Annotated in this window: 16 protein-coding genes; 12 read left to right on the forward strand and 4 right to left on the reverse strand. The window is 34.8% G+C overall.

Annotated elements, in window-relative coordinates:
• Positions 1-16 precede the first annotated feature (16 nt).
• The 7 genes from UABHE_RS10190 (at position 17) to UABHE_RS10220 (ending at position 7120) form a co-directional block, all read left to right on the forward strand.
• Positions 17-2710 carry a bifunctional serine/threonine-protein kinase/formylglycine-generating enzyme family protein gene (locus UABHE_RS10190; protein WP_372370159.1) on the forward strand — a complete coding sequence of 898 codons (2694 nt, stop codon included), beginning with the start codon at positions 17-19 and terminating at the stop codon, positions 2708-2710.
• Positions 2711-2953: 243 nt separating this feature from the next.
• The gene (locus UABHE_RS10195; RefSeq protein WP_372370160.1) at positions 2954-3607 is read left to right on the forward strand and encodes a type II secretion system protein; all 654 of its coding nucleotides are present in this window, start codon (positions 2954-2956) and stop codon (positions 3605-3607) included.
• Positions 3608-3777: 170 nt separating this feature from the next.
• Positions 3778-4431, forward strand: coding sequence for a type II secretion system protein (locus UABHE_RS10200; protein WP_372370161.1), 654 nt, complete (start codon positions 3778-3780; stop codon positions 4429-4431).
• A 12-nt stretch (positions 4432-4443) separates the two neighbouring features.
• On the forward strand, positions 4444-5139 hold the full coding sequence (locus UABHE_RS10205; protein ID WP_372370162.1) for a type II secretion system protein: 696 nt from the start codon (positions 4444-4446) through the stop codon (positions 5137-5139).
• A gap of 7 nt (positions 5140-5146) precedes the next feature.
• Positions 5147-5701, forward strand: a complete 555-nt coding sequence (locus UABHE_RS10210) for a Tfp pilus assembly protein FimT/FimU (RefSeq protein WP_372370163.1) — start codon at positions 5147-5149, stop codon at positions 5699-5701.
• A 14-nt stretch (positions 5702-5715) separates the two neighbouring features.
• Positions 5716-6459, forward strand: a complete 744-nt coding sequence (locus UABHE_RS10215; protein ID WP_372370164.1) for a prepilin-type N-terminal cleavage/methylation domain-containing protein — start codon at positions 5716-5718, stop codon at positions 6457-6459.
• A gap of 4 nt (positions 6460-6463) precedes the next feature.
• On the forward strand, positions 6464-7120 hold the full coding sequence (locus tag UABHE_RS10220) for a prepilin-type N-terminal cleavage/methylation domain-containing protein (RefSeq protein ID WP_372370165.1): 657 nt from the start codon (positions 6464-6466) through the stop codon (positions 7118-7120).
• A gap of 105 nt (positions 7121-7225) precedes the next feature.
• Here UABHE_RS10220 and UABHE_RS10225 read toward each other — a convergent pair whose 3' ends face one another.
• Positions 7226-7405, reverse strand: coding sequence for a hypothetical protein (locus UABHE_RS10225; RefSeq protein WP_372370166.1), 180 nt, complete (start codon positions 7403-7405; stop codon positions 7226-7228).
• 216 nt (positions 7406-7621) lie between these two features.
• Between UABHE_RS10225 and UABHE_RS10230 the strand changes: the two genes are divergently transcribed.
• The 3 genes from UABHE_RS10230 (at position 7622) to UABHE_RS10240 (ending at position 9602) form a co-directional block, all read left to right on the forward strand.
• On the forward strand, positions 7622-8332 hold the full coding sequence (locus UABHE_RS10230) for an FHA domain-containing protein (protein WP_372370167.1): 711 nt from the start codon (positions 7622-7624) through the stop codon (positions 8330-8332).
• Entirely contained in the window at positions 8332-8778 is a 447-nt protein-coding gene (locus UABHE_RS10235) for an FxsA family protein (RefSeq protein WP_372370168.1), read from the forward strand. Before UABHE_RS10230 ends, UABHE_RS10235 begins: the two co-directional genes overlap by 1 nt.
• Before the next feature lie 155 nt (positions 8779-8933).
• Positions 8934-9602: a hypothetical protein gene (locus tag UABHE_RS10240; RefSeq protein ID WP_372370169.1), complete on the forward strand. Its 669-nt coding sequence runs from the start codon at positions 8934-8936 to the stop codon at positions 9600-9602.
• On the opposite strand, the gene dtd is transcribed toward UABHE_RS10240, so the two are convergent.
• The 3 genes from dtd to UABHE_RS10255 form a co-directional block, all read right to left on the reverse strand.
• Entirely contained in the window at positions 9599-10039 is a 441-nt protein-coding gene (gene dtd / locus UABHE_RS10245) for a D-aminoacyl-tRNA deacylase (protein ID WP_372370170.1), read from the reverse strand. The genes UABHE_RS10240 and dtd overlap by 4 nt on opposite strands.
• Before the next feature lie 795 nt (positions 10040-10834).
• Positions 10835-12040, reverse strand: coding sequence for a hypothetical protein (locus UABHE_RS10250; RefSeq protein WP_372370171.1), 1206 nt, complete (start codon positions 12038-12040; stop codon positions 10835-10837).
• A 24-nt stretch (positions 12041-12064) separates the two neighbouring features.
• Positions 12065-12679, reverse strand: coding sequence for a hypothetical protein (locus UABHE_RS10255; protein ID WP_372370172.1), 615 nt, complete (start codon positions 12677-12679; stop codon positions 12065-12067).
• A 299-nt stretch (positions 12680-12978) separates the two neighbouring features.
• Here UABHE_RS10255 and UABHE_RS10260 point away from each other — a divergent pair, with 299 nt between their 5' ends.
• Together UABHE_RS10260 and UABHE_RS10265 are read left to right on the forward strand one after the other, a co-directional pair.
• Entirely contained in the window at positions 12979-13515 is a 537-nt protein-coding gene (locus UABHE_RS10260; protein WP_372370173.1) for an RNA polymerase sigma factor, read from the forward strand.
• Positions 13512-14264 carry an anti-sigma factor gene (locus UABHE_RS10265; protein ID WP_372370174.1) on the forward strand — a complete coding sequence of 251 codons (753 nt, stop codon included), beginning with the start codon at positions 13512-13514 and terminating at the stop codon, positions 14262-14264. Before UABHE_RS10260 ends, UABHE_RS10265 begins: the two co-directional genes overlap by 4 nt.

Consider the following 14264-nt stretch of genomic DNA (forward strand, 5'->3'; position numbering starts at 1 on the left):
TAAGGAAAATAACTAGATGTCGGATGTATTGATTGGTAAAGAAATTGGAGGAGCTGTAGTTCTTGAATTTCTAGGGAAAGGTGCCATGGGAGAAGTTTATCGTGCTTATGATAGTAAATTGAATACTTCCGTTGCTATCAAAACACTAAAAAAAGATCTCGTGGATTCTCCAGAAGTCATTGCACGTTTTCGACGTGAAGCCCAAGGATTACATAAACTAAACAGCCCTTATGTCATTAAAGTATGGGGAATTGGAGAAACAGAAGATATTCACTTTATCAAACTTGAATACATAGATGGCGAAAGCCTTCGAGATTTCCTAGACGACAATCTTCCCGTACCTTTTGAAACTTCCTTAATCATATTACACCAAATAGTCAAGGGACTCGAAGCTGCCCATAAAAAGGGAATCATTCACCGCGACATAAAGCCAGAAAATATACTAATCAATCGTAAAGGTCGCGCGAAAATCGCCGACTTGGGAATTGCAAAGTTCCTTGAAAGTAGTACCCTTACGGTAGATGGCGCAATTATGGGAACACCTTGGTATCTTTCTCCAGAGCAAGTAGAAGGTGGTGAAGTAGATTCGCGAACAGATATTTATTCTTTGGGAGTTGTGTTCTTTTACATGATTACTGGAGAATATCCTTTTTATGGACAGACCACACAACAACTTCTCTATATGCGTTTACGACCACGCGACAATCCTCCTTCTCCGAAAAAAGTGCGCAAAGATGTACCTTCTGAAATAGAGCATCTCTCAATGAAGATGATGCAAAAAAATCGCGATCAACGTTATAAAAACACAACAGAACTCAAAAGAGAGATCAAACGCTTACTTCTAAATTACATCAAAATATCTCCTGAGCAAACACTAAACAAGTTACGAAAATACGAAGAAGAATGGCAAGAATTACTGCGAGAGTCCTTAGAAAAAGGTAATCTTGGTGACAAAGACAGTTTTGTTCCATTTGCCACAAAACTAATTACCAATAGTAGCAATTTTGCACAAAAACTAGAAGGTGCTAATCTCTTAAAAAGTGTAAATTACGATATAAAATCTCTAAATGAAGATGTGCAAATTTACTACTATCTAGTAATGGAACGTTATAAAGCTTTAGAAAATTACGATACAGATAAAGTTTTTGTATGTATTGATGAAATTTACGATATGTACGAAAGTGAAAAACCAGAGCGACAGAAACGCTTAATGAGCTGGTTAAAAGAAAATCTTTCTTATTATCTCATTAATAAAAATCGCACTGTTCGCCGAACATGTATACGTATTTTGAAAAAATTATATCCTAGCGATAACGAAACCTGGGAATTGTTTGATGTACTACACTCCTTTGAAGACGGTAAACGTTTAGCTGCGATAGACAAGTTACAGTCTTATAAACTTGACAACGATTATGCCATAGATCTTTTGCGCGGATGTCTATGGGAAGAGAGTAGCAAAGCTAAACAAAAAATTATTAAAATATTGACACAAAAAGACAAAGATTTTTATGAAATATGGGAAGAAAGCCTTGAGCTTTTTAGTGAAGACCCTAGTGTTAAACGCCGCGCACTCGGTAATCTACTCAAACTGCAAAAAGAACAACTTGAATGGCTAAGGCCGATTGTGTTAGATTTAATTAGCGATTTGAATCCAATGGTAATAAAAGATTTCTTTAGCAAACTAGATAAGCAACATCAAAATTCGTTACGATGCATGATTTCAATGTATTTTGGACGCTTATTATTTGATATTTTAGTAAAAAGCCATCGCGAACCAGAAACAATGCAAAGTTTAGTTATTGGGTTTCAAAGTAGAGCTAATGAAGAATTTGGTGATCTTGGGCCAAATATCGAATCAGAAAATGAAGTATGGAAAGAATGCTGGGACAAAGAAGAATTTCTCATGGATTTTTCCAGTGATAAATGGATAAGTTTACCTTGGGATAAACAAGTAGAATACGCCGAAGCTTATCAAAATTGGTACGCAGATCAAAATGAATTGCAAAAAAATATTGAATATGTTTTTGAGGATGTTAGTTTTGAGTTAGTACTTGTTCCACCTGGACGCTTTTTTATGGGATCTTCGGAAAATGAAGAAGGGCGCAAGAGTAGTGAAACTCAGCACATTTCTACTGTTCATCGCGCGGTTTATGTCGCAAAATATCCAGTAACTCAGCGTCAATGGCACAAGATTATGAAAAGCAATCCTTCTCATTTTCAAGGTGACTATCTACCTGTGGAAAGAGTCAGCTGGGAAAATGCCTACTCTTTTTGTGAAAAAGTTGGCTTAAGACTTTTAGGTGAGGACCAGTGGGAGTATACTTGCCGCGGGGGAACGACATTTAAAAACTACTGGGGAGATGATGTAAAAGACGACTATTTCTGGTACCAAGGAAATTCGGAAAATAAAACCCACGAAGTTGGTAAGAAAAAATGTAATCCTTATGGCATCCACGATATGGTTGGTAATGTTTGGGAGTGGTGCGTTGATACGTATAGTAATTATTCCACAAAGAGTGCAAACAATTCTACAACCCTTAGTAGCAAAGGCATGAGCCAAATGTTAAAAGCGGTGCGTCCTGTAAAAGTACAGCGCGGAGGAAGTTGGTTTGACAACATAGCATCGTGTCGTTCAGCAAGTCGTAGCGGTTTAGCTGCAAAATACAGCAACAAAATTTTAGGTTTCCGCGTTTCGAAGAACATCACTTAACTAGAACAACGCCACTGAAAAATGATCTTTGTACAATGCCAGTCCACAATTGCACATAAAGATGATTTTTCTTCGCACAATTATTAAATTGTATCCTCTATAACATCATCAAAACGATACCATTTTCTTACAGTCATTTCAAAAGCAGTTTTTGTTAAATTCCTTGCAAGTTTATAGTTACCACGATACAATTAAATTATAGAGTTACTAACTATTAATTTTACCTTAGTAAGGGAGATTTTTATGAAGAAAAACTCAGGTTTTACGCTAATTGAACTGTTGATAGTGGTTGCTATTATTGGTGTACTCGCTTCTGTTTTAATACCAACAATACAAAGTGCATTATTATCAACGCAGCGCACTGAAGTTAAAACTCTACTAACTACTGTTGATCAGGCACTGACAATGTATAATATTGACCATGGGTCTTTTCCTCCAGATGGCAATACTGCAGGTGGTGATGTAAACGACTGTACGCCGACAAATCGCGCAACAACACGTGGAGAATTCAACGAAGAAGTTAGTGCTTATGCTGACAATAATCTTATACGTCACCTAGATGGTGATACCTCTAATGACGGAGATATTGATGGTTTAGGGATTGTTTCGACAAAACCACTTAACGTTTACCTACAAGTAAGTGAAGCCAATCTAAGAAATGCTAACGGAGATCCTGTAAAAGACGGTGATGCACCAATACTTACCACTCGTTTTGGTACCACTATAAAATATAATGAAATGGATTCAGAAAGAAGAACCCAAAAATTTCAGAGAGATCAAGTGGACGAAGATCCACGCGAGGCCGTTATTTTCTTTGACACATATCAAATGTTTTGTGAAGCTGAAGATGTTCAAATTGAAGACCCTTCGCGCATTATTACTAACTTTACAGAGTAGTTTGTACAAAAAAATACTTTTACATTAGACTACTTCATTGTTGATATTCTTACAAGGTTCGCAATGGTTAATAGAAAAAGCATTGATTGAAAGTTAGTAAGAAATCATAACTTTAGTATTAGGATATAATAAGGTTATTTTGATTACCTATATCCTAAAAGGAGACTTTTATGAAAAAAAATTCAGGTTTTACTCTAATCGAACTGCTAGTGGTGGTCGCTATTATTGGTGTACTCGCTTCTATTTTAATACCAGCAATACAAAAAGCAGTGTTATCAGCACATCGCGCTGAAATTAAAGCACTACTAAGCACTGTTGATCAATCACTGGCAATGTATAACAGCGATCTTGGAGCTTTTCCTCCTGATGGTAATACTTCAGGTGGTGGTGTAAATGATTGTACGCCAACAAACCGTGCAGCAGAACGTGGAGAATTCAACGAAGAGGTTAGTGATTATGCTGACAATAATCTCGTACGCCATCTAGATGGTGATACCTCTAATGACGGAGATGTCGACGGATTAGGACAGGTTTCTGCACGTCCGCTAGACAATTACTTAGATGTAAACGAAGAAAGTTTAACAAATGCTGCTGGAGATCCTGTAGGAGACGGTGATGCACCAATACTTACTACTCGCTTTGGCACTACTGTAAAATATAATGAAATGGATTCAGAAAGAAGAACCCAAAAATTTCAAAGAGATCAAGTGAACGAAGACCCACGCGAAGCCGTTATTCGTTTTGACACATATCAAATGTTTTGTGAAGCTGAAGATATTGAAATTGTAGATCCTTCGCGTATTATTACTAACTTTACAGAGTAGGTGAGTGCTGTTATGAAAAAAAAGCAAAATGCCTTTACATTGATTGAGCTACTCATTGTAATTACTATTATTAGTATTCTCGCGGGATTTATAGTTGTGGCTAGTCAATCCGTGAGAGAAAAAGCATTAATTGAAAGTTCGCGAGCAACAATAATGGCTCTAGTTTCAGGATGTGATGAGTACCGTGCAATATTCAAGGTTTATCCAGACATAAATAACACTGTAACACTTGAAAACAACGGTTACGGAGCTATAGGTGGTGATACATCAGAATTGAGTTCGTTTGACGACGATGCTTTTGAGGAATTTAACCGTCGATTACGTTTTGTACTTACAGACATTAAAGTAAGTAACGATGAAGAAATAGATGGTGATATACTTATTTCTCAAAATTTACCAACAACATTTCCCGATGGTGTAGATCCCGATAATCCAGGAGATAATGATGCGCTAATTTCAGATGGTTTTGGAAATTTTCTACGCGTTTGTCCTGGTCGTGATCATTCAGGAGACGATCCTCAAGGACCAAATAATTTCGATGACGACACCAGAAATTTGCGTATGGTTGATATATATTCTCTTGGAGCTGATGGGTTAGATGGCACCGACGGCAATTCTGACGATGATTCGACTTCTTTTGCCTTAATCGATTCAGATGAGATTGTTAGTTGGAACATCGAAAAGACAAAAAAACGCACTAGTGATTAGGATTAACATGCGCAAACACAAAAAAGGTTTTACGCTACTAGAATTATTAATTGTTATTGCAATTATCAGTTTTGTGGCGAGTTTGTCTGCACCAATGTTCATAAAATTTACACGCAATCGACGTTTAAAAGCCTCTGGACAAATGTTACAATCTATATTTACAAAAGCGCGATCTGTTGCTATTAGTAAAAAAAGTGAAACACATGTTATTTTCTTTATCGATGATACCACAAATACTTTGATTAAAAACGGCGTAGAAACAGACATAACAGGCAGTTTAGGCAGTATGCATATTTATGTTTTGAATAGATCTGACAACACATTTTTTTTACATGAAGAGCCTAGATTATTGCCAGACCGCACCAGCTTTAGTGAACCAGCAGCTAACAAGAGCTATATTTTTTTACCAAGTGGAGAGCTTCATTTTCAAGGAGATAAAGACAATGATCCTGAAGATAGCAATGACACAGATATTGTGATTGTAGAGCAAAATGAAGCTGACAAAAATTGTTATGTTAATATAGTGCGTAATACAGGACGCGTAATTGTATCTGTTCGTTAAATAGTAGGTGTATAATGAATAAAAAACGTGGCTTTACTTTGATCGAACTTCTCATATCGTTGTCGTTAATGATTATCATTATTGGAGCACTTGTCATTATTTTTGACGGTGTAACAGGAATGATGACGACAACAGAAAATAGAATGTTTATTTTTCAAAATGCTCGTGCCGGCTTGAATAATTTAGAAAAAGACTTAAAAAATACCCAAGACAACAATGATCATATTTTTACAATTAATAATCCTCAGAACGATACGAGTCCACACTTACTGATGAAGTTTTTATCTACCACATCATTTATGAACTCAAGTAGTGATGATGTTGAACCTGAAATCGTAACATCAGAAGCGCGAATATTTTATTATTTAGAAGAGAAAAATAATCGCTGGACTCTAAAAAGACATATTGTCGATGCAATTGCAAAAGATGTAAACGGTTTACCTGTTCCCGACCCTGACCCGGTCAATGAATCCTATGAACATACATTAGCAAACGATATTGTTTGTCAATTTATTGCAGAGGAAAATTCTAACAATATAGTAAAACCCTCTTTTCAAATTGATTACTTTGCTTTTGATACGTCAAATGGGCAAATACAAGTCATCAGGCCAAATACGATTGTGTTTAATAACGATATAGACGATCCACTAACAAAGTTTCCATTCGCAATTCGTCTAAACGCAGATCTAACGGATGAAAGAGGACGTCTAACTCGGACTTTTTCAAAAGTAGTACAACTGTTAATTACTCAGGATTAGTCTTATGAAAAGAAAAAATAGTGGTTTCACATTAATTGAAATATTAATAGCAATTGGAATTCTCATTGTTGGACTTGGTGGTGTGTTAGTTCTTTTTCCTGCAGGCCTCCATTCAACAAAAAAAGCAGTAGAAGAAACGCAGTCAACACTCATTGCAGAATCAGTGCATAGTAGCTTTATGTCATCTATGCAAATTTTAAATTCAGAGCCATTAAACACGTCCAAGGGTAAGTTCAAGTTTTTTTACGATGGAATTGATTCTGGATTGAGCTTTATACTCCCTGTAGAAGTTAATGGAGATGATGAAGCCATTTTTGATTCTGATGGCGGAATGAAGCCTTTAGGTTTTGAAACTGCCGACACAAGCGATGATAGTACATTTATTCCTGGTATTCGCGATGCTAATGCTGTATGTAATTTGGGGACGGGATTTGTTGCTGAGAGTGTACCTACATTACCATATAACATAACTGTTTCTGATGAAGATAATCACTTATCACAATACTCTTTTAGTCTAGAAATACAATCGCCAACGCTAGAAAAGCAAACACCGTTGACATTATTTGATATAATTATTAGAATTTTTCGCGCGGGCAAGTTAATTTATCGTGCAAAAACGCAAGTTTTTGTTTCTCCTCCTCCAGGTAATCCCGGTTCGTAGCAGGACGAATTGGTACTATTTAAAAATGCGCCAAAATAATTCGATAAATAAAAAAAGCTCCAAAATAATTGGAGCTTTTTTTATTCACAACAGCAGAGAAAAAAACTACTGTTTATCTGCAACTTGCGTATCATTACCTTTATCAAGTAAATATAAATAGTCCCACTCGGTTTCAGGTTTATAACGAAAAGAATCGATATAGTTATCGTAAACAATTTCTCTTTTTTGACAACCAAACATTGCCAGCGAAAATAATGCCAGCAGAATAAAAAGTCGTAATTTCATGTGAAAACCCCTTGGTAAATGTGGTTCGGCTTTGCGTATAAACACAATAATTTTAGACACTTTGAAGTTTTTTATTTGGTTTTTATATTTTTTTTAGTATCATACACTTCGAGATTATTCATTTATTCTACAATTTGTTTTTTTAGGAAAAAAGAAAAATATAAAATAAATTGTAAAAAGGGAGGTATTAGTCTTCAAGGACTGTACCATAAAAATATGGCTAAAGTACTCTTAAAATTTAAAAATAATATTATTCAAGAATTCTTTGTAGGAGCTGGACCTCTTACAATTGGAAGAACAGAAGATAATACAGTTTGTATTGATAACCTTGGAATTTCACGCAATCATGCGCGAATTATTCAAGCAAATGGTGAATTTTTTATTGAAGATTTAAATAGTCAAAATGGAACAAGTGTTAACTCGCTGCCTATTAAACGCTGTGCTCTTCGCAATAAAGACGAAATAGGCATAGGTAAACAAAACAAGCACAGCCTAATTTTTTACGAAAATGACCGAGAAAAAGTCACCATTTTTAGTGAAATAGCACCAACACAACGCAAAGATTTAGCACCTCCAGAAGAAACACTACAATTAGGAACTAGACGAGTTACCGCTTCGAGTGGTAAAGAAGAAAAAACATCTGCCTATATAGCGATCTTAGAAGGAAATGCCTCGCCTGCAAAAATATTATTAGAAAAAGTACTCTTTATTGCTGGTAGGGGAGATAACGCAGATTTAAAAATCGAAGGCGATTATGATTCTAATGTAATTTTTATTATAAGTAATCGTCCAACAGGGTTTTTTCTTTCCCCGTCTACAAACGTAGAACTGCATTTAGATCAAGCTAAAATAACAGAAGTTGTACAACTAAAAGATGGTGCGATAATTGAATTTCAAAATATTAAAATGAAATTTTCGGCAAGATAATGTTAAATCTACTTTTGTTATTCATAATAGTTCCACTTGTAGATTTATTTTTACTTGTCTACATAGGTCAAACTATTGGTTTTTGGGATACAGTACTTATAGTAATTGCTACTGGTGTTTTTGGAGCCTTACTAGCTCGCTCAGAAGGTCTTTTCCTTTTACAGAAAATTCAAAAACAATTAGCAAGTGGCGTATTACCAGAAAAAGACTTGACCAATGGTTTACTATTAGTTATTGGGTCGGTGTTACTCGTAACACCAGGTGTCATAACTGATATCACAGGCTTTCTGCTTATCATGCCTGGCAGTAGAGATTTGATACGTGTACTTGTCATGTCTCAAATGAAAAAACGTATTAGAGTTGTTCCTTTAAATGAACAAACTCCACGCGCGCACAATGTATTTGATAATGATAATATCATTGATGGCGAAGGCTCTGTGAAATAAGTTAAAAATCTTAAAGTTGATTATTTTGGAAACTTTATTCAATATGCCAAAATATAGTTGATTAGTTAATTTAGATATGTTATATTATATAACGATATATTTTGTAAATTATCGTGGTTTTTGTTTTATATAATAACCGCATCAGGAAAAAGTGAATGGCTGATTTCAGAGAGATTATACAAAAAAGAAAAAGTAAAAACAGACACATGCGTCGCGATCTAAGCATGAATACTCTTGTTGAAACCAATGAAAATTTGGAAGAAAAAATAGAGTGTTTATATGAAATGCTTGGCGGGGATAGCAGTGGTCTAGTCATCCGAGAAAAGCTTTGTGAAGAAAAGCTCAATAAGGTCGGAGAAGCCATCGCGAAACTAGAACGTGCACGACAAGAAATAAATAATATTATAAAAGATGCACACAATAAACTCGAAAAATCAGAGCAAAGAGAAAAAGACGCACTAGTAAGAGTACAACAACTTACCTCTGAAAACGTTAAACTAAAGAGAGATTTAGCCAAAGCGCACGAGTTTAATAGTCGATTGCTAAGAACCACCTCGGAAGATACTGTTCAATATCAAGATACTACAAAACACAGTGAAAGTTCGATCTATGGAAATATTGATAGTATGAAAGAAAAATCAATTGGTATGGATAATGATGGAGTCCAAAGGTTAGATAATATTGAGGAAACGGTAAAGATTCTTACTGGTAAATTAGATAAGATTCAAATCGCTTTGGAAAGATTAACAGACCCAATAACAACTTCCTCCATGTTCCATGCATCCAATCCATATGAACAAATTGAGAAATTTTTAGAAAGCTAACATTTATAATCTAACATAAATGTAGCGGGTCCATCATTCTCAATAGATACTAACATTTTAGCGCCAAAACAACCGCATTCTGTCTTTACAAAAGTTTCTAATTTTCGAATGAATTTTTCATAAAGAGGCTTTGCTAACAGAGGGGAAGCTGCTTGGTCAAAACTGGGACGCCGTCCCTTTTTTCCATCAGCAGCAAGAGTAAATTGACTAATAACTAAAGCTTCTCCTTTTATATCCAACAAAGACTTATTCATTCGACCATTTTCATCACAAAAAATACGATATTCTAATACTTTTTTAACTAAATAATCAACTTCTTTTTCACTATCTCCCTCTAACACACCTAAAAAAACCAACACCCCTTGATCGATAGCTCCAATAATTTTATCATCTACACTAACAGAAGCTTTGCTTACTCTTTGAATTAAAGCTTTCATTTTGAATTTCCTTTGTTGGCAAAATTGAAATCGGAAATGTTATTCATAAAATTTCGTAAAAAACAATAATCTCTCCATAGGTTTACACCTCAAAGCTTATTAATTATATATTAGGGCGTGTCACCATTCAAAATATTGTGTGTTTTTTCGAGCCCGAGCCCGTTTGCGAGCCCGTTTCCGAAACTTTCACTAACAATTTATCAAAGAAGCAAAGTTTCTTTTTCCATCGCAAAAAACTAGTATTGAACCAATAAATCACTTTCTGTCGCTCTCAAAAAGTTTTCGGGCGCGGGCTCGCAAACGGGCTCGGGCTCAATACTACTGGCGTATCATTAAATGAATCCGTTATATTTTTATCTGTATTGAATGATGACAGACCCTAGAGAAAGTCACATAGTTTTCAAATGACTATTGCACTTCCAATCAGGAGAGATCTTCACTCTCCTAGCTTTCATTTCTTCGCATTTATCGCGAAGGACAAAAATTCTCTTTTTGAATTTGGCTTAGTTACTATAAAGCAAGTATCTCAAACCAAGAATGCTTCCTTAAAAGTTAACGGTAGTCGAACTTCGCCTCCCTAGTCTTTGTTTCTATTGATAGAATACCTTACTTCGTATTTACCACCAGACAAAGATTTTTTATAAAGAGTATGTTTCTTTTACGAAGTGAGTCTATCAGCAAAATGATAGCGCAAGTGTGTAGTGGTTATGTGAGAGTGTGAAGGTGTTATTAGAATATGAAATGTGTTGTAGTTTAATACAACACATTTCTCAAAGATATGTTCGTCTTTTTTTACTAATCTTGAAAAGATTTTGTCCCTTCTTGAGATTTAATTGTTTTCCCAAAATCTAAGGTGCTTACCTCTATTGTATTAATTAAATCTCCAACGTCAATCACCTCAACTTCAACTTCAAAAACAATTTTTTGCCCAGGAGACAGACTTGGAATAGGTGAAAAAATAATCGTTTTTCCTTTTACCTCGTGTCCAATATTAGGCATATTCTTTACTTGAGCATTTACAAAAGTAGATTCACTAGGGATTGTATCAACCACTTTTAGCTCGCGAGCGTTTTTATTCCCTTGGTTTGTAATTTCAATTTGATAAATAGTTGTGGTATCTACTTCTACAGGGTCTACAGTATCCAAGTGGTTTATTTTTAAGCCTGCTGAAGCATCAATCATTGTAGCTTTTTTTACTTTTTTCGTAGAACCATCATCAAGAGTAATGTTTGCAACTAGCTTTGCAATTCCTGTTTTCTGTCCATTGGCAGTTACTTTGTATGAACGGCTTGCAAAAGGAGAAACTTCATCCACAGTCCATACAATTTGTTGACCATCTCTTTGCCCATTTCCTGTGGTTGAAAAGAATGTCAAGTTATCAGGAATAGTATGTTTTATCGTAATATTCTTTAGTGGTTTATCGCTTGTATTTCGTACTTTAATTTCGTATGAGAATAAATTATAGATATAGCTTTTTGCCGGTGCTAGTAATTCGGCCGCAACAAATAAACTTTGTTGTTCTGGCTTTTCTGTCGCATCGCTTATTGAATTTTCTTGCTCATTAGCATTTTCAGGAAAGTTAGCATCTGTAGTATTGTCTTCCCAACTATTCTCGTTATTATTTTCAGTTACATTATTTTCAGTTACATTATTTTCAATTACATTATTTTCAGCTACATTATTTTCAGCTACATTATTTTCAGCTACATTATTTTCAGTAGTATTGTTTTCCCAAGTGTTTTCGGTGTTATCTTCGTTTGCCTCATCTTGCTCAGAGGTATAGTCTGGCTGCATTTCTATTGTAGAAGAATCGAAGTTAGTAGGCTGTGGAATATAGACTTCGTTCGTGTTCTCTTGATTTGTATTTTCTACTATAGTGCTATAGCCTGCTGAAGGCCATCCTATACCTGCTACAGAGTCAATATCACAGCAGACTTCTTGTTTTCTACATGACACTAATAATAAGAAAATTGTCATACAAATAATCATAGATCGCAGCATAATTATGTTCCTTGTATTTATTGTTTAAAGTTCGATAGTATTGAGCATTGGCAATATATCTTCTGTTTTTTTCTGTGGTTTCTTTTTCTTTTTCATTTCTACCAAATCCAAACCGCATTCTGTACATTGTTGTATTTCATTTTTTGCGCCAGAAGATGTTGTGGTAATAGAACATTTTTTGCAATAGTATGTTTTGTTCAATTGACTTTCAAGGATAGATGAAACTTGACTAGAGGTAACATAACCTTTTTTAAGTAAAATTTGTCCTATCTGTACACGAACTCCACGTTGTTGATATTTTTCTTGTTCTTGTAAAGCTTGCTCTAGTTGTATTTCACTAATTAAGCATTTTTCTAATGCTAGCGAGCCAAAAAGCGATGCCTCTTCTTTGCTAATTTTTCTAGGTTCAATGTTTGGATCCAACTCGCCATCTATAATTTTTTCAAGTCTACGAATTTGATTTTGCGTCATAAAACCTTTTTCAACTAAGATATCTGTGAGATTCTTATCTTTCTCAAAAAAATCTATAATATTAAGGCATTGAGTATACTGTTTTTCGGTAATAAACTTTCCTTCTACTGCCTTCATTCCCAGAAGTCTTTGTTTAAAGTCTAACCCTATACTTTTGTTTCCAGCCATTTTTTCTCCCTAAATTATGACAACATCATACTTTGCGAAGTAGAACAGTTTAGTTTAGTAAAATGAAGTATTTTCGTCAAGAAATTAATGAGTGGCGCGGTAAAAATATTTACACAATTTGGTTTAGAGCGTGTCTATTCATACCTCCCATAATTCAGTGCTTTTGAACACTAGTAAAAAAATTTAAAAATCAGCAGAAAATTTTTTGATGTGGTGCGTTATGGTATGTAAGGAGCGAGAAATCAAAATCGACTTTAAAACGTATTAAATACTCAACATCGTTTATTGAAAGTAAATTTATGGACAGTTGGCTAATTGAAATGGCAATGATAGGTGATCGAGATGCATTTGCAAAACTAGTCGAAAAATACCACCGTTTTGTTCTAAGTATTGCTTATCAGTTTTTAAAAAATCAACAAGACGCTGAAGATATTGCTCAGGAGGTATTTTTAAAAGTCTACAATCTTTTGCCGCAATACAACAACGAGGGAAAATTCCCTCAATTTTTGCGGCGAATTGTTATAAATGAGAGCATCTCGCGACTCCGAAAAAAGAAGGTGCGCCAGACAACTCCATTAGAAAAAAATGTAGTTTCTCAGGAAAAATTTCCTGTAGAAATATGTGAAAATAAAGAATTAGGAGAAATTTTAGTTGAAGCAACGGAACAACTTCCTGAGCGACAAAGAACAGCTTTTTTACTAAAAACTCATGGAAACTGCTCTTATGAAGAAATAAGTTCTATTCTTGGATGTCCTGAAACATCTATTGGCGGACTTATTTTTCGTGCACGAAAATCATTGATGGAAAAATTAAAGACAATAAAGGATCTGTTATGAATTGTGAACAATATCAACAGTTGATATCAACACAGTGGGACAAAAATCAACAAGATAACGATAGCCAAAAGCATATATCGCAATGCATTGAGTGCGGAGAATTTCTTGAATCTTTGAAAAAATTAGAGCAGTTATACCACGAACCAACATATCCATTTGATTCAAAGCAATTTGTTTCTTCTGTTATTGCGAAAACACATCCTAAAAGACGTAGAGTTTGGAAGCTAACAGCAGCTGCGATATTGTTTGTTGTTGTTGGTATTTGGATGGGTTCTTTTTTCAAAAGACCAGAAGTAATTATTCACAGTGTAGAAAATGAACAACCTTTGGAAGTTGTCGCTGAATATTCTTTAGAAGAAAATCCATGGAAAATGGTACGCCAAGCAATGCAGTATAAAAATAAAAACCTTGCAAAATCTAAATACCTTTTAGCAGAGGTAACACATCGTACTGAAAATACCGAGGTTTTAGCACTTGCTTCGTATCAACTAGCTTTAATTTTCTATCACAAAGAAAACAAGGTGCTCCATTCAATATCACAATTGGCACAACTTATAGAATTTATTGAGGCTGATGAAGATAAAAATGCTTTGTACGCTTCGATGGGACTGCATTTACTACAAGATATTTACATTTCTCTTCCGCAAAACGATGTGAAATTACCACTTATTAGACAAATACTCAAAAGATTTAAACAACTTTCTCAAAAACAGGAACAAGAACAATCCCTTATAAAAATTGGAGATTAA

The organism is Candidatus Uabimicrobium helgolandensis (assembly GCF_041508025.1).
Classification (GTDB): Bacteria; Planctomycetota; Uabimicrobiia; order Uabimicrobiales; family Uabimicrobiaceae; genus Uabimicrobium; species Uabimicrobium helgolandensis.